Here is a 14,941-nt window from a genome sequence, read left to right as displayed (position 1 = left end):
CCAGTTCTAGGGGAAGGACTTCGCCTGATGACGATTGTTTATCTCGCCATCGCCTGCGGTTTGCTGGCGGTGGCTTATGGCTTTCTGACGAGTCAGCAAGTGCTCAGGGCATCGCCCGGCAACGAGAAGATGCAGGACATCGCCGCCGCCATCCAGGAGGGCGCCAAGGCCTATCTGGGCCGGCAATACATGACCATCGGCATCGTCGGCGCGATCGTCGCGGTGGTTTTGTTCTTCACGCTCGGCGGGCTCTCCACGATCAGCTTCCTGATCGGCGCGGTGCTTTCGGGCGTCGCCGGATATGTCGGCATGAATATCTCGGTGCGCGCCAACGTCCGCACCGCGGAGGCCGCGCGCAACTCGCTGCAGGGCGGGCTCACGCTCGCTTTCCGCTCGGGCGCGATCACCGGCATGCTCGTCGCCGGCCTCGGCCTGCTCTCGATCGCCGGCATCTTCTGGTATCTGGTGGAGCAATCGCACCTCGCGCCGAACAGTCGTGAAGTCATCGCCGCGCTCACTGCGCTCGCCTTCGGCGCTTCGCTGATCTCGATCTTCGCGCGTCTCGGCGGCGGCATCTTCACCAAGGCCGCCGATGTCGGCGCCGATCTGGTGGGCAAGGTCGAGGCCGGAATCCCCGAGGACGATCCCCGCAACCCCGCCGTGATCGCGGACAATGTCGGCGACAATGTCGGCGACTGCGCCGGCATGGCCGCCGATCTGTTCGAGACCTATGTCGTCACGCTCGGCCTCACCATGGTTTCGCTCGCGCTGATGATGCAGAATGTCAGCACCGAGATGCTCACCAAGCTGATGGCGCTCCCGCTGATCGTCGGCGGCGTGTGCATCATCACTTCGATCATCGGCACGTACATGGTCCGTCTCGGCAAGGGCCAGTCGATCATGGGCGCGCTGTACAAGGGCTTCTGGACCACCGTGATCCTCTCGATCCCGGCAATCTATCTCGTCACCCAATATGTCGTCGGCGACATGAACGCCATGATCGGCGGCCTCACCGATCCGGCGGCATTGCTCGGTGACGGAAGCCTTGCCGCGGAGAGCGCGATCGGCCTTGCCGGTCCGCAATTCACCGGCATGAGCCTGTTCTACTGCATGATGATCGGCCTGGTCGTCACCGGCCTGCTGGTGTGGATCACCGAATATTACACCGGCACCAACTATCGCCCGGTCAAGTCGATCGCCAAGGCATCGGTCACCGGCCACGGCACCAACGTCATCCAGGGCCTGGCGGTCAGCCTCGAATCGACTGCGCTGCCAACGCTGGTGATCGTCGTCGCGGTGATCGCCACCTTCCAGATCGCCGGCATCATCGGCGTCGCCTTTGCCGCCACTTCGCTGCTGGCGCTGGCGGGCATGGTCGTCGCGCTCGATGCCTATGGTCCGGTCACCGACAATGCCGGCGGCATCGCCGAAATGGCGGGCTTGCCCGACGATGTGCGCCACAAGACCGACGCGCTCGACGCCGTGGGCAACACCACCAAGGCCGTTACCAAGGGCTATGCGATCGGTTCGGCGGCGCTCGCCGCACTGGTGCTGTTCGGTGCCTACACCACCGATCTCACGCATTATGCGAAGGAGCTCGGTCTCGCCGTCGACCCGCTGACTCAGAAGGCAATGGTGGATTTCTCGCTGAGCAATCCGTTCGTCATCGTCGGGCTGCTGCTCGGCGCGCTGCTGCCCTATCTGTTCGGCGCGTTCGGCATGACTGCGGTCGGCCGTGCGGCGGGATCGGTGGTGCAGGACGTGCGTGACCAGTTTCGCGACAATCCCGGCATCATGGAAGGGACCAGCCGTCCCAATTACGGCCGCACCGTCGACATCGTCACCAAGGCGGCGATCAAGGAAATGATCGTGCCGTCGCTGCTGCCGGTGCTGAGCCCGATCGCGGTGTATTTCATCATCGCCGCAGTCGCCGGCAAGGAACAGGGCTTCGCGGCTCTGGGCGCGATGCTGCTCGGCGTGATCGTCTCCGGCCTGTTCGTCGCCATCTCGATGACCTCGGGCGGCGGCGCATGGGACAATGCCAAGAAGTATATCGAGGACGGCAATCACGGCGGCAAGGGATCCGAGGCGCACAAGGCCGCGGTGACCGGCGACACCGTCGGCGATCCGTACAAGGATACGGCGGGTCCGGCAGTCAATCCGATGATCAAGATCACCAACATCGTCGCATTGCTGCTGCTCGCGGCGCTGGCGGGGAGCCATGTCGCGGGCTGAGGTTGATCCTCGGCGCCGACAGGCGTAATCTGCGTCTGCCGCAGCGCGCGACCGTTTCGACGGAAGCGGCTGCGGCAGATGCCTTGATCGGGCTGCGTGCCCGGTCCTTGGCAGCAGTCTCGTTATTTTGGGACGTGCACTAGATCGTTGACCATGTGGAACGCGGCTGTCTTTTGCGGAAGACGGATGCAGTTGCCGCATATAGATCTAGTCCGCCGGCTTCGAGCCGGCGGACATCTATTTGGCTTTGGCCGGCGCTGTTCTTGCGATAGCGTGCGGCATGTTTGTCCGGGCCTGTTTTCCCTTCTTCGATACGCGGTTCGCGCGTGAGGATGCCGCGGCTGATCTTCGCCCGGCGCCGCGCTGGCTCTATGGCGAACCGCCGCCTCCGGCCGATTATGTCGGGCGGTTGGGAAAGGTGGCGAAATGGATTCCGCCGCAGCCCTATGCGCGCTGCTCCGCCGCCGACCTGATCAAGATCGAGCGCAGTTACGACGATCAGTTCGCACTGCGTGTGGAAGGGATCGAGATCGTCGCCGACCAGCACGGCCATGCCCGGCTCGCAGTAACGCTGGAGGCGCGGGCCGCGGCCGGCGGGCAGGCGCAGCTGGGCGAGCTGATCGGGATGGTCTCCACCGCCGACGTCAGCGTCCGCCACCCGGATCGCCGGGGCGTGTACGATACGCTGGGCGCGGCGGCGGAAGTGCTGTGCGACCTTTACGCGCGCGAATCCGCCCGCACCGCACCCGAGCCGCGCGGCGGTTATCAACCTGACTGGGTCCATCCCGGACGCCCCTTCCTCGTGCTCGTCAACACGCGTCGCGAACCGGTCGATCTGCCGTTGACGCTCGACATGCCCGCGCCCGATCCCGGCTTTGGCGGGCGCATCCACTTCTTTCCGTGGCGCGCGCCCGATGGCGATACGGCGCTGCCGGTCTGGTATATCGACGCGCCGCGCGGCGGCGATGCGTGGCGCCAGCCCGCCGAGGCGCTCGAGGACCTGACTGCGCATTACGAGGAACTGTTCCTGTGCGCGATGCTGGAGGAGCAGGCGAGTGACGACCCCGCTTATGCCGGCTTCCTCGAGCGGCATCGCAAGCGGCTGGCCGGATCGCTGCGCCGCGAGCGGCGCCATGGCGTCGATTTGCGGGCGGCGCTGCGGCTGCTTTCGGACTATGACCGATCGGTTCTCAAGCCCCGCGAGTCCGACTCTCTCGAAGCGACTTTGATTGCGCGGATCAATGCACAGGTCGGCGATTCCATCCTGAGGAGAAACATCGTGGTCAACATCACCGGCGACAACAATCTCGTAAACCTCGGCGTGATGAGCAACAACACCATCACCATGACCAACAAGGCGATCGACGAGGCGACGGCCCCGGACGCGCTCAAGACCCAGCTCAAGGCCCTCCGCGACCCGCTGCTCGAAGCCGCGAAGGAATTGCCCGAGGAGGATGCCAAGGCATTGCTGAAGGATTACGAGACCTTCACGGATTCGGCTTTGCGGAAGAATCCGCCCAAGGAAGTAGTCAAGGCGCAGGGCAAGAACCTGATCGACACGGTCAAAGGCTTCGCCGCCTTCGCCACGCCGGTGGCGACGATCGTCGGCGCGATCCTCAAGATCGTCGCCGGCTGAACCTGCGGGTCAGAGGCTACGGGCGATCAGCATTTTCATGATCTCGTTGGATCCGCCATAGATGCGCTGGACTCGTGCATTCCGCCACATCCGGGCGATCGGATAGTCGTTGATATAGCCATAGCCGCCATGGAGCTGGAGGCACTCGTCGACCACCTGGCCCTCGCTGTCGGTGACCCACAGCTTGGCGATCGCGGCGGTGGTGAGGTCGAGGCTGCCGGCCAGCTGGCGCTCGACGCAGTCGTCGACGAAGACGCGTGCCACTTCCGCCTTGGCCTTGCATTCCGCCAGCTTGAACTGGGTGTTCTGGAAATCGAACACGCGCTGTCCGAACGCCTGGCGCTGTTTGACGTATTCGGTCGTCACCTCGACGGCTTTCTCCATCGTGACAACGCTGGAGACCGCGATGACGAGGCGTTCGCGGGGGAGCTCGGCCATCAGCTGGCGGAAGCCCTGGCCCTCGCTGGTGCCGAGCAGATTGTCGGCGGGCACCCAGACATCGTCGAAGAAGAGTTCGGAGGTGTCCTGCGCATCGAGCCCGATTTTGTCTAGCGCGTTGCCGCGGCGGAAGCCCTCGGCCTCGTTGGTTTCGACGACGAGCAGCGAGACGCCCTTGCCGCCCGCTGCGGGATCGGTCTTTGCGACGATGATGATGAAATCTGCGATCTGGCCGTTCGAAATGAAGGTCTTGGCGCCGCTGATGCGATAGCCGTTGCCGTCGCGGATCGCGGTGGTGCGGATCGACTGGAGATCGGAGCCTGCCCCGGGCTCGGTCATCGCAATTGCCGCGACCATCTCGCCCGAGCAGAGCTTCGGCAGCCAGCGTCGTTTCTGCTTCTCGGTGCCGTGGGCGAGGACATAGGGCAGGATGATGACGTTGTGCAGCGACAGCGCGAAACCTTCCACGCCGTGACGGCCGACCTGCTCGACGAGGACGACGTCATGACGGAAGTCGCCGCCGGCGCCGCCATATTCGGCGGGGACTGACACGCCGAGCAGCCCGGCTTCGCCTGCCTGCCGCCAGAAAGCGCGTTCGACCTGCCCGGCGTCGCGCCACTTCGCGATGCGCTCGGGAGGAGCTTCCCGCTCGAAGAAGCGCGCGGCGCCGTCGGCGAGGGCGACCAGTTCGGGGTCTTCGCGCCAGTTGTTGGTCATGGCTCGCCTCCTTACACTTCGTCATCCCGGACTTGTTCCGGGGTCCACTGCGCGGCACCCGGAGAAGCTCGAGCCTCTAACCCTTCCGGTGCCGCACGGTGGACCCCGGCACTTTGGCCGGGGTGACGGTTATGGCTTGTCGGCAAGCGCCGCCGGTCACCGCGGCGCCATCCGGATCGCGCCGTCCAGCCGCACGTCCTCGCCGTTGAAATAGGGGTTGCGGAGCATCTCGAGCGCGAGGCTGGCATAATCCTCCGGCCGCCCCAGCCGCTTCGGGAACGGCACTGATGCGGCGAGCGCTTCCTTCACTTGCGGCGGCGCGGCGTTCATCAGGGGCGTATCGAAGATGCCGGGGAGGATCGTGTTGACCCGGATGCCCTCGCCCGAAAGGTCGCGCGCGATCGGCAGCGTCATGCCGACGATCCCGCCCTTCGACGCCGAATAGGCCGCCTGGCCGACCTGTCCGTCCTCGGCGGCGACGCTGGCGGTATTGACGATCGCGCCGCGCTCGCCGCCCTCGTCGGGATCGAGCGTGAGCATGCCGGCGGCCGATTTCACGATGCAGCGGAAGCTGCCGACGAGGTTGACCTGGATCACCCAGTCGAATGCCGCGGCGGGGAACTGGCGGATCTCGCCGGTCGCCTTGTCGCGCCCGACGGTCTTGAACGCGTTGCCCACGCCGGCGCAATTGACGAGGATGCGTTCCTGCCCGTGCGCTTCGCGGGCTCTGGCGAAACCGGCATCGACTTCGTCGTCCGATCGGACATCGACCTTGCAGAACACGCCACCGATCTCGGCGGCGAGCGCCTCGCCCTTCTCTGCGTTCAGGTCGAACAAGGCGAGCTTCGCGCCCGCCGCCGCGAGCGCCCGCGCGGTGGCCGCGCCGAGACCGGAGGCGCCGCCCGTCACTACCGCCGCCGTGTTCTCGAACTTCATTGCAATCTCCTCAGCCAATCGTGCCCGCGGCCCTGAGCGCCGCGATTCGGGTTCCGTCATATCCGAGACCCGCCAACACACGATCGGTCCACTCGCCGGGCTGCGAGGGCCGGGGCGGGGAGGCGGGTGTGGCGGCGAAGCGTGGAGCGGGGGCAGGGGCGCCCCCCGCGAAGGTGCCGCGTGCGGCGTTGTGGGGATGCGCCGCTGCCTCGTCGAAGGTCAGGACCGGCGACACGCAGGCCTCGGGCGCGAAATGCGCGATCCATGCGTCGCGTGTGCGACTCGCGAAAATCGCCGCGAAACGTTCGGAGCGCACCGGCCATGCCGCGGCATCCATCTGGCTCGCGCCATCCTCGCCCAATCCCGCTACCAATGCGGCATAGAATTGCGGCTCGATCGCGCCGACTGCGACATATTTGCCGTCGGCGCAGGCATAGGTCCGGTAGAAAGGCGCGGCGCCGCTCAGCAGGTTCGCGCCCGGTCCGTCGCGCCACAGGCCGGCGGCCTTGAATCCCCAGCTCATGCTGGCGAGCAAAGCGGCACCCTCGGTCATCGCAGCATCGACCACTTGTCCGGACGCGCCCAGCTTCACGCCGAGCAATGCGCTCACCATCCCGAAAGCGAGCAGCATCCCGCCGCCGCCGAAATCGCCGATATAATTGACCGGGGCGACCGGCGGGTGGCCGGGGGTGCCGATGCCGTCGAGCAGGCCGGCGACGGCAATATAGTTGATGTCGTGCCCGGGCGCGTGCGCGAGCGGTCCGTCCTGGCCCCAGCCCGTCATGCGGCCATAGACGAGGTTCGGATTGTCGCCGAGCAGCAATTCCGGACCCAGCCCCAGCCGCTCCATCACGCCGGGGCGGAATCCCTCGATGATCCCGTCGGCGTCGCGGCACAGCGCGCGGGCGATTTCGACTCCCTCGGGCGTCTTGAGCTCGACGCCGATGGCCTTGCGGTTTCGGGGCAGCGCATGGGGTCCGAAAGTGGCGCCGGGGCGCTCGATCCGGATCACCTCGGCGCCGTGATCGGCGAGCATCATCGCCGCGAACGGGCCGGGGCCGATGCCGCCGAACTCGACGATGCGGATGCCGGAGAGGGCACCCATTAATATCCTCCCCCGCCAGGGGGAGGTGGCAGCCGAAGGCTGACGGAGGAGGCGGATTCCACAACGTGGCGGCGTGCTTCCTCCCCCTCCGACGCGCTGCGCGCGCCACCTCCCCCTGGCGGGGGAGGATACAGAGATGCCGCCATCCTGGTTTTCACAACGCCTCGACGATCGTCACATTGGCGATGCCGCCGCCCTCGCACATCGTCTGCAGCCCGTAGCGCAGGCCGCGCTTGCGCAGCGCGTGGACGAGCGTCGTCATCAGCTTGGTGCCCGAAGCGCCCAGCGGATGCCCCAGCGCGATCGCGCCGCCGTTGACGTTGAGCCTGGCCGGATCGGCGCCGACATGGTCGAGCCATGCCAGCGGCACCGGCGCGAACGCTTCGTTGACTTCGTACAGGTCGATATCGCCGATCTTCATCCCCGCGCGCCGGAGCGCCCGGTCGGTCGCGAACAGCGGCTCTTCCAGCATGATCACCGGATCGCCCGCAGTGACGGTGAGGTTGTGGATGCGCGCCAGAGGCGTCAGCCCATGCGCCTTGAGCGCGGCCTCGCTCACCACCATCACGCCCGACGCGCCGTCGCAGATCTGGCTGGCATTGCCCGCGGTGATCACGCCGCCCTCGGCCAGCGTCTTGAGGCTGCCCAACCCTTCCAGGCTCGCATCGAAGCGAATGCCCTCGTCCTGTGCGTGGCGGGCGGGGCCGTCGGCGGTCTCGATGTCGAGCGCGAGGATCTCGTCGGCGAAGTCGCCGCGCTCGACCGCGGCGGCCGCGCGGCGGTGGCTCTCCAGAGAATAGGCGTCGAGCATCTCCCGGCTGTGGCCGTATTTCCTGGCGATCATCTCGGCGCCGGTGAATTGGCTGAAGCCGCGCACGCCGAAGCGTTCCAGCTCGCGATCGCTATAGGGCTTGGCGCCCGCGACCGAGGTCCCCATCGGCACGCGGCTCATATGCTCGACGCCGGCGGCGATCACGACGTCCTGCGTGCCCGACATCACCGCCTGCGCCGCGAACTGGATCGCCTGTTGCGAGCTGCCGCATTGGCGGTCGATCGTCACGGCGGGGATGCTCGCCGGAAGTCCCGAGGCGAGCACTGCGTTGCGGCCGACATGGAGCGCCTGCTCGCCCGCCTGGCCGACACAGCCCATGACGACGTCGTCGATCGCGGCCGGGTCGATACCGCTCCGCGCCGCGACTTCGGCCAGCACCGCGCCGGCGAGATCGACCGGGTGCCAGCCCATCAACCGCCCATTGCGCCGCCCGCCGGCGGTCCGCGCCGCCGCGACGATATATGCCTCCGCCATCCATCTCTCCTCGCGGCACTGCCGGCCGTCACTTACATCAATGTAAGTGGCGCGCGACGGCCAAGGCAAGCGCTTGTTCGGCGCTGGACTTCGTGGTCCGGGCACCCCATCTTCGCATGGTGGACGCGGCGATCTGCCGTCCACCTTCCCTTTTCATGCGTGGCAGAGTAAAGGCACCGCCACTTTTGCTCGCATTCACCCGAGAGGCATGTTTTTGGCCAAAGAAGAACTCCTTGAAATGCGTGGTCAGGTCGTTGAGCTTCTGCCCAACGCCATGTTCCGCGTCCGGCTCGAGAATGATCACGAGATTCTCGGCCATACCGCCGGCAAGATGCGCAAGAATCGCATCCGCGTGCTGGTCGGCGACGAAGTTCTCGTCGAGCTCACGCCCTACGACCTGACCAAGGGCCGTATCACCTACCGCTTCAAGTGAGCGTCGGGCCGGTGCGGCTCGTCCTCGCTTCCACATCGCCCCGCCGGCTGGATCTGCTCAAGCGGATCGGCGCCGAGCCTTCGCGTATCGCTGCGCCCGACGTCGACGAGGATGTCCGGCCCGGCGAGCTTCCGCGCGCCTATGTGCTGCGCGTCGCTACCGACAAGGCGCTGGCGGTCGCGCGCGGGGAGGGGGAGATCGTCCTTGCCGGCGACACTACGATCGCCGTCGGCCGCCGCATTCTCGCCAAGCCAGCGGATGAGGCCGATCTCCGCCGGATGCTGGCACTGCTCTCTGGCCGGCGGCACCATTGCCTGTCGGCGATGTGCCTGATCGGGCTCGACGGGATAGCCCGGACGCGAATTTCGGACACGATCGTCACCTTCAAGCGGCTGAGCGACGCCGAGATCGACTGGTACGTCGCCAGCGGCGAGGGGATGGGCAAAGCGGGCGGCTACGCGATCCAGGGCAAGGCCGAGGCCTTTGTCCGCTTCCTCTCGGGCAGCCATTCGGGTGTGGTTGGGCTGCCGGTGTTCGAGACTCGCGCGTTGCTCGAAGGCGCAGGATACGTGCTTGGCTGAGTGGCTCTACGAGGCCGGCATAGGCGAGAACCGCGCCGCGCTCGTCTCGCGCGGGGTCATCTGGAAGGCGCGGATCGAACTCGAAGGCAGCGCACCGCGGCACGGAGCGGTGCTGAACGCGCGGCTGGTGGACAAGAGCACCGGCAAGGTCGCGTTCGAGGGCGGCGAGGCATTGTGCGATCCGCTGCCGCAGGGGATCACACAGGGCGGCACGCTGAAGGTGCGGATCGTGCGCGAGGCCATTCCCGAGGCCGGCCGTCCCAAGCTTCCCAAGGCAGTGCCCGCAGGTGCGGATGCGGTATCCGGCGAAGGACCCGACCTGCTGGCGCGGATCACCGCGACCGACGTGCCGGTACGGGTGTTGCGCGCGCATGAGAGCGACTTGCTCGAGGAAGCGGGCTGGTCCGAAGTGCTCGAAGAGGCAGTGACCGGCGAGATTGCATTCCCGGGCGGCGCGCTGCGGCTGTCGCCCACCCCGGCGATGACCTTGTTCGACGTCGATGGCGGCGGACCGCTCGAAGCGCTGGCAGTGGCGGCGGCGCATGCCGTGGCGCGGGCGATCGAGCGGCACGGGATCGCCGGCTCGATCGGCGTGGATTTCCCGACTCTGGCGAACAAGGCCGCGCGGCAGGCGGTGGCGGAGGCGATCGACGCGGCGCTGCCCCAGCCTTTCGAGCGCACCACGGTCAACGGCTTCGGCTTCCTGCAGATCGTGCGGCGGCGGACGCGGCCCTCGCTCCCGGAGCTGTTGCGGGCCGACCCGGTGGGCGCGCAGGCGCGCGCGGAACTGCGCCGTATCGAGCGCCTTCCCCCGCCGCCGCCGGTTACCCATATGGTGGACAGACGAATCGCCAACCGGTTGGCGCAGCGGCCCGAATGGACCGCCGAGCTAGCCCGGCGCATCGGGGGCGCGACGGCGTTCGTCGCCCCAAAGGAGTAGACATTGGCCAAGCGTGACGGCTGCCCGATTTGCGGCAAACCGACCGAACTAGAATTCAAGCCCTTCTGCGGCCGCGGCTGCAAGGATCGCGACCTGCTGCAATGGCTGGGCGAGGGCTATCGCGTTCCGGGCGAGCCGGTTGATCCGAACACACAAACCGGGCTGGACACGGGCCGGGACGCCGACTAAGAGCCCGCTTCCGGCGTTCGCCGGCTCCCGTGCCCGGGTAGCTCAGTTGGTAGAGCATGCGACTGAAAATCGCAGTGTCGGCGGTTCGACTCCGTCCCCGGGCACCATTTTCCCCACCCGATCGAGCGCGAGGCTCATGCATTGGTCCAGCCGCCGTCGATGATGTTGATCGTGCCTGTCGTGTAGGAAGACAGGTCGCTGCCGAGGTACAAAGCGAGCTCCGCGATCTCCTTTGCCGATCCGATCCGGCCCATCGGCTGGCGCGCGACGAATTCGGAACGCGCCTTGTCGGCATCGCCGGTCGCCGCCAGCCGCTCGTCGAGCGAAGGCGACTGGACCGTGCCGGGGCAGATCGCGTTGCAGCGAATGCCTTGGCCCACGAAATCCTGCGCCACCGACTTGGTCAGGCCGATCACCGCGGCCTTCGAGGCGCCGTAGACGAAGCGGTTCTGCACCGCGATCACCGATCCGGCGACCGACGACATGTTGACGATCGATCCGCCGCCGCGCGCGATCATGCCGGGCAGGAAGGCGCGGATCATGCGGTATGCGGATTTCACGTTGAGATCGAACGAGAAGTCGAAATCCTTCTCGTCGGTGGTCAGGATCGTGCCGGCATGGACGAAGCCTGCGCAGTTGAACAGCACGTCGACTCCGCCGATCTGCTCGCCGAACGCAGCGATTGCGTCGCCGTCGAGCAAGTCGAGGACGTGCGTTTCACAGCCCTCGAGCGTCGCGAGCGCTTCGGCATTGATGTCGGCGGCGATGACGCGCGCGCCCTCACGCGCGAACAATTCGGCGCTGGCCCGGCCGATGCCCTGGGCGGCGGCGGTGATGACGGCGGTCTTGCCTGCAAGGCGCATCTTGTCTTTCCTCAGAACGGGGATGGAATCGGGAACGGGGATATCGGCGCTTTTGGTCCAGCGCGATTTTCGCTCAGGCCAGGGCTCGTCATGCGTCGATGGCGTAAAAGCTTCTCGCCGAACCTTCGAACAGTCGTGAGAGCATGGCCGGCGTGGCGGCGCCGACCAGTTCGACGGTCGCGTCGACCCAATCCGCATAGCTGTCGCCGGCGTGGCGCAGCACCGGCCAGTCGCTGCCCCACATCAGGCGTTCGCCGAAATTTGCCACGAGGTGCGCGACATAGGGCCGTAACGCCGCATGCGGCTGGCCCGCGGCCTGTTCGGTGCGCAGCCCCGACAGCTTGCACCAGAGATTGGGAAGCGCGGCCAGCGCGGCGATCTCGTCGCGCCAGGGGTCGAGTTCGCCCTTCGCCGCATAGGGTTTGGCGGCGTGATCGATCACGATCGGAAGCTCGGGCCAGCGCGTGGCGAAGCGGTGCAGCGTATCGAGGTGCCGTGGCTGGATCAGCGCGTCGAAACGCAGGCCATGCGCGAGCATCGCCTCGATCGCCGGATCGAGGTCCGGTTGCAGGATCCACTCGGTATCCGCCATCCCCTGGAGCATCGGGCGCAGGCCGCGGATTTTCGGCTGGCCGGCCAGTTCGGCGATGCGGCGCGGCGCGTCGGGATGCGCGAGATCGACCCAGCCGACGATCGCGCGAATGAACGGGTCGTCGAGTGCGAGCATCCAGTCGGTATCGCGATCATCCCCCTGCGACTGGACGAGCACGCCGCCGACCATGTCCAGACCCGCCGTCTCGGCGCGCAAGTCGTCGGGCAGGAAATCGCGATGGATGCGCGGCCATTCGGCGTCGGGCCAGGATTGGCCGGGCCCGCCGATCCGCCAGAAATGGAAATGTGAATCGAGGATGCGCATCGTGCTGCTGCGTGCCGATCAGCGGCGCGATTGGCGCGCGGCGCGCGTCGGTTCGGTGGCGGGACGGTTGTTCATCGCGGATGCGTCTCGTTCAGGAAGGCATTCGATTATCGGCACGTTGAACGTCTGCCGATGGCTTCGTCAACGCCTCGCGCGACCGGACGAATGCCGTGACGAGGATTCCGCCGAGGATCAGCGCCATGCCGGCGAAGTGATGGGCGTGCAGCTGCTCGCCCAGCGTCAGTGCCGCGAGTAGCGCGCCGAACAGCGGCGTCAGCGTGATCGCCTGGCCGGCGCTCGCCGGGCCCAGCGTCGCGACGGCGGTATTGAACAACGCGTAAGCGAGGACCGAGGGCAGCAGCGCCACATAGAGCACCGCGGCGAACACGCGCGGCGTCCAGGACACAACGGCGATCTCGCGCCATTCGGTTGCTGCGAGCGGGAGCATCGCGAGCATGCCGATCGCGAAGGTGACCGCCAGGAAGCTCTGGATATGGAGCTTCGGGCGGAGGCGCAGCAGCGACGTGTAGAAGGCCCAGGCGACCACGCCGCACAGGATCAGCGCGTCGCCGCGATTGAAGGCGACTTGCGAAAGCGCGCCGGGCCTGCCCTGGAAGACGATCACGACGATACCGAGCGTCGACAACGCGACGCCGAAGATCGCGCCTGCTCCCGCCCGCGTTCCGAAGACCAGGAAATCGACGAGCAGCACCAGAGCGGGGATCGCCGCCTGCAGCAGCATGCCGTTGCTTGCCGTGGTGTAGCGCAGTCCCGAATAGAGGAAGCCGTTGAAAGCGGCGACGCCGAGCAGGCCCAGCAACAGGATCACCGGCCAGTTTCGCACGATCGCGCCGCGATCCTGGGCCAGGTGCCGCGCGGCGAAGGGGGCGATCACCAGCAAGGCGCCCATCCAGCGCAGCAATGCGAGGAACAGCGGCGGTATGTCGTCGCGGATCGCGCGGCCGACGATCGAATTGCCCGCCCAGAGCAGCATCACCACCACGAGCATCAGATAAGCGGCGGACTGGGGGCGCAGGCGGATCATGGCCGCGCTCTAGGGGAGGTGGCACCCATTCGCCAGACGGAAGGGACGGGACGATCGCTTGCGCCCCATTCTCGGTCGTTCACTGTGCCGAGCGCACCGCCCGATAGCGGACATGGAATCCTATTGATAAGGGATGGCGATGCTTTCTGCTGGCTACCTTCTAAAACGTGTTGTGCCCCCGCCCGAGTGGCTCGTCACAGCCCCGAACCACATCAAAGACGTTTGCAGCGTTTCAGATTGTGTAAACGACAATGTGGTCGATGTGCAGGATGCATGGAAACATAACAGCTTCGGCGTCGCCAACAGTCCCTCGGTGCTTTGGGCGCTGACGGAGGAAGCATGCGTCGACACGAGCGGCGCCCAGCTATTTTACTACGCCGCCTACGAACGTGAACTTGAATCAGATGGTTGGACGTTTGACGCGACGTCGTGGCGTCCGAGATCGCCTGCGCGTTCGGCGGGAGTGGAGGATGCCGTCGAACCTCCGACAGACGAGGAGACTCTTTCGCTGGTCGGATACGACGTCGTGGTGTTCGGAGACTACCTCGAACACTCTCCGCTTTCATGCAACTCGGCAGCCCGAGAGGTGCAAGTGAACGAGCATTGCCTGTTTCCCAACCTCGAGAGCGCGGTCGAGGCGATCAACGCTGGCAGGTTTGGAGGCGGCTGTGAGGACGGCGCATACACTGTCTTTGCGGTATATTTGGTGACCTGACGTGTCGAATGGCAGCACCACAATTGCTTCGGCCAAATCCTGTCGGGCCGCTTCCCACCCATTCCCCGCCGTTGGGGCACCGGGCGGCTAGCGCACCAGCAGCGGGCGCATCTCCGGGACGGCGGCGGCGAGCTCGCGCGTGACCATGGTCGCGAAATAGTTCGCGCCCTCGATCCCCAGGTGCGTGCGGTCGAACGACATGCGCGGCTGCGCCATCGGCTGGACTTCGACTTCGGTCGTGGCCGCGGGTGCGGGTGCGATCGGCGCCGAACCGGGCGGGAGTTGCGCGAAGCGATCCGCCGCGGCCTCGCCCATCGCCTGCACCGCGGCGCTGCTCTCGGCATTGAGATCGAGCAATGGAACCTTCTTCTCCGCGGCAACCTTGCGTATCGCGGCGGCCCAGGGTTCGAGGTCGTTCTGGAGCTTGCCGTCCGTGAACATGCGGCGGGTGAGCGGTGTCAGCAGCACCGGCTTCGCGCCCGCGGCGCGGACCTCGTCGACATAGCGCGCCATGTTGGCGGGAAATTCGGTGGCCAGGTCGGTCGAGCGGCCGGGCTTGCCGGGCTGGTCGTTATGGCCGAACTGGATCAGCACCCAGATATTCTTGTAGCCCGGCGCGCGCATCTCGGCGAGCGCGAGCTCCCACGAACCTTCGGCGCGATAGCTACCCGAACTGCGCCCACCGCGCGCGAGGTTCACGCAGGCCGCGAACGACGTCACGTGATACGCGCAGAAGCTCGGCCCCCAGCCGCCGATCACGGCGGTGGTCGAATCGCCGACGAGGATGATCTTGGATGCGGCGATCGGCCGCGGCGCTTCCGGGGTTTGCGCGAGGGCAGGCGCGGCGAACAGCAGCGCGGCGGCGGAAAGAGTGCGCATGGCGATC

The 14,941-nt window shown here is 66.7% G+C and carries 15 protein-coding genes and 1 tRNA gene; 8 read left to right on the top strand and 8 right to left on the bottom strand.

Annotation, left to right across the window (positions count from 1 at the left end; genetic code table 11):
* The first annotated feature begins 27 nt into the window (after positions 1 to 27).
* Positions 28 to 2,235 carry a sodium-translocating pyrophosphatase gene (locus BR78_RS0119620; RefSeq protein ID WP_029937467.1) on the top strand — a complete coding sequence of 736 codons (2,208 nt, stop codon included), beginning with the start codon at positions 28 to 30 and terminating at the stop codon, positions 2,233 to 2,235.
* Between the two features lie 280 nt (positions 2,236 to 2,515).
* On the top strand, positions 2,516 to 3,871 hold the full coding sequence (locus tag BR78_RS0119615; protein WP_029937466.1) for a hypothetical protein: 1,356 nt from the start codon (positions 2,516 to 2,518) through the stop codon (positions 3,869 to 3,871).
* A 9-nt stretch (positions 3,872 to 3,880) separates the two neighbouring features.
* Here the strand turns inward: BR78_RS0119615 and BR78_RS0119610 are convergent, their stop codons facing one another.
* The 4 genes from BR78_RS0119610 to BR78_RS0119595 all read right to left on the bottom strand — a co-directional run bounded on the left by BR78_RS0119610 (position 3,881) and on the right by BR78_RS0119595 (position 8,373).
* Positions 3,881 to 5,026 carry an acyl-CoA dehydrogenase family protein gene (locus BR78_RS0119610; protein WP_029937465.1) on the bottom strand — a complete coding sequence of 382 codons (1,146 nt, stop codon included), beginning with the start codon at positions 5,024 to 5,026 and terminating at the stop codon, positions 3,881 to 3,883.
* Between the two features lie 156 nt (positions 5,027 to 5,182).
* Positions 5,183 to 5,962 carry an SDR family NAD(P)-dependent oxidoreductase gene (locus BR78_RS0119605; RefSeq protein WP_029937464.1) on the bottom strand — a complete coding sequence of 260 codons (780 nt, stop codon included), beginning with the start codon at positions 5,960 to 5,962 and terminating at the stop codon, positions 5,183 to 5,185.
* A 10-nt stretch (positions 5,963 to 5,972) separates the two neighbouring features.
* A complete protein-coding gene (locus BR78_RS0119600) occupies positions 5,973 to 7,067 on the bottom strand; it encodes a CaiB/BaiF CoA transferase family protein (RefSeq protein WP_029937463.1) in 1,095 nt (364 codons plus the stop codon).
* 154 nt (positions 7,068 to 7,221) lie between these two features.
* Positions 7,222 to 8,373 (bottom strand): acetyl-CoA C-acetyltransferase, encoded by a 1,152-nt coding sequence (locus BR78_RS0119595; RefSeq protein WP_029937462.1) that lies wholly within the window; start codon positions 8,371 to 8,373, stop codon positions 7,222 to 7,224.
* 214 nt (positions 8,374 to 8,587) lie between these two features.
* Here BR78_RS0119595 and infA point away from each other — a divergent pair, with 214 nt between their 5' ends.
* From infA to BR78_RS0119570, 5 genes are all read left to right on the top strand, one after another.
* Entirely contained in the window at positions 8,588 to 8,806 is a 219-nt protein-coding gene (infA, locus tag BR78_RS0119590) for a translation initiation factor IF-1 (protein WP_003049127.1), read from the top strand.
* An 11-nt stretch (positions 8,807 to 8,817) separates the two neighbouring features.
* On the top strand, positions 8,818 to 9,387 hold the full coding sequence (locus tag BR78_RS0119585) for a Maf family protein (protein WP_029937461.1): 570 nt from the start codon (positions 8,818 to 8,820) through the stop codon (positions 9,385 to 9,387).
* Positions 9,380 to 10,327, top strand: coding sequence for a ribonuclease E/G (locus BR78_RS0119580; RefSeq protein WP_029937460.1), 948 nt, complete (start codon positions 9,380 to 9,382; stop codon positions 10,325 to 10,327). Before BR78_RS0119585 ends, BR78_RS0119580 begins: the two co-directional genes overlap by 8 nt.
* Before the next feature lie 3 nt (positions 10,328 to 10,330).
* Complete coding sequence (locus BR78_RS0119575; protein WP_029937459.1) at positions 10,331 to 10,516, top strand: DNA gyrase inhibitor YacG; 186 nt, start codon at positions 10,331 to 10,333, stop codon at positions 10,514 to 10,516.
* Positions 10,517 to 10,547: 31 nt separating this feature from the next.
* Positions 10,548 to 10,623, top strand: a tRNA-Phe gene (locus BR78_RS0119570).
* A 27-nt stretch (positions 10,624 to 10,650) separates the two neighbouring features.
* Here BR78_RS0119570 and BR78_RS0119565 read toward each other — a convergent pair.
* The 3 genes from BR78_RS0119565 to BR78_RS0119555 form a co-directional block, all read right to left on the bottom strand.
* The gene (locus BR78_RS0119565; protein ID WP_029937458.1) at positions 10,651 to 11,379 is read right to left on the bottom strand and encodes an SDR family oxidoreductase; all 729 of its coding nucleotides are present in this window, start codon (positions 11,377 to 11,379) and stop codon (positions 10,651 to 10,653) included.
* A gap of 88 nt (positions 11,380 to 11,467) precedes the next feature.
* Entirely contained in the window at positions 11,468 to 12,295 is an 828-nt protein-coding gene (locus BR78_RS0119560) for an amidohydrolase family protein (RefSeq protein ID WP_029937457.1), read from the bottom strand.
* Positions 12,296 to 12,386: 91 nt separating this feature from the next.
* Positions 12,387 to 13,340, bottom strand: a complete 954-nt coding sequence (locus BR78_RS0119555) for a DMT family transporter (protein ID WP_051683434.1) — start codon at positions 13,338 to 13,340, stop codon at positions 12,387 to 12,389.
* Between the two features lie 133 nt (positions 13,341 to 13,473).
* On the opposite strand from BR78_RS0119555, the gene BR78_RS0119550 reads away from it, so the two are divergent.
* Complete coding sequence (locus tag BR78_RS0119550; RefSeq protein WP_051683433.1) at positions 13,474 to 14,055, top strand: hypothetical protein; 582 nt, start codon at positions 13,474 to 13,476, stop codon at positions 14,053 to 14,055.
* An 87-nt stretch (positions 14,056 to 14,142) separates the two neighbouring features.
* Here BR78_RS0119550 and BR78_RS0119545 read toward each other — a convergent pair whose 3' ends face one another.
* The gene (locus BR78_RS0119545; protein ID WP_029937454.1) at positions 14,143 to 14,934 is read right to left on the bottom strand and encodes a rhamnogalacturonan acetylesterase; all 792 of its coding nucleotides are present in this window, start codon (positions 14,932 to 14,934) and stop codon (positions 14,143 to 14,145) included.
* Between the last annotated feature and the right edge of the window lie 7 nt (positions 14,935 to 14,941).

This window comes from Sphingomonas sp. UNC305MFCol5.2 (genome assembly GCF_000712135.1).
GTDB lineage: Bacteria > Pseudomonadota > Alphaproteobacteria > Sphingomonadales > Sphingomonadaceae > Sphingomonas.
Note: the sequence above shows the minus strand (reverse complement) of the source record. Positions and strands in the feature narration are given on the sequence as shown.

Bases quoted from the DNA above. Each gene is read 5' to 3' on its own strand.
- BR78_RS0119620 (WP_029937467.1), top strand. From the start codon at position 28: ATGACGATTGTTTATCTCGCCATCGCCTGCGGTTTGCTGGCGGTGGCT.
- BR78_RS0119615 (WP_029937466.1), top strand. From the start codon at position 2,516: ATGTTTGTCCGGGCCTGTTTTCCCTTCTTCGATACGCGGTTCGCGCGT.
- BR78_RS0119610 (WP_029937465.1), bottom strand. From the start codon at position 5,026: ATGACCAACAACTGGCGCGAAGACCCCGAACTGGTCGCCCTCGCCGAC.
- BR78_RS0119605 (WP_029937464.1), bottom strand. From the start codon at position 5,962: ATGAAGTTCGAGAACACGGCGGCGGTAGTGACGGGCGGCGCCTCCGGT.
- BR78_RS0119600 (WP_029937463.1), bottom strand. From the start codon at position 7,067: ATGGGTGCCCTCTCCGGCATCCGCATCGTCGAGTTCGGCGGCATCGGC.
- BR78_RS0119595 (WP_029937462.1), bottom strand. From the start codon at position 8,373: ATGGCGGAGGCATATATCGTCGCGGCGGCGCGGACCGCCGGCGGGCGG.
- BR78_RS0119565 (WP_029937458.1), bottom strand. From the start codon at position 11,379: ATGCGCCTTGCAGGCAAGACCGCCGTCATCACCGCCGCCGCCCAGGGC.
- BR78_RS0119560 (WP_029937457.1), bottom strand. From the start codon at position 12,295: ATGCGCATCCTCGATTCACATTTCCATTTCTGGCGGATCGGCGGGCCC.
- BR78_RS0119555 (WP_051683434.1), bottom strand. From the start codon at position 13,340: ATGATCCGCCTGCGCCCCCAGTCCGCCGCTTATCTGATGCTCGTGGTG.
- BR78_RS0119550 (WP_051683433.1), top strand. From the start codon at position 13,474: ATGGCGATGCTTTCTGCTGGCTACCTTCTAAAACGTGTTGTGCCCCCG.
- BR78_RS0119545 (WP_029937454.1), bottom strand. From the start codon at position 14,934: ATGCGCACTCTTTCCGCCGCCGCGCTGCTGTTCGCCGCGCCTGCCCTC.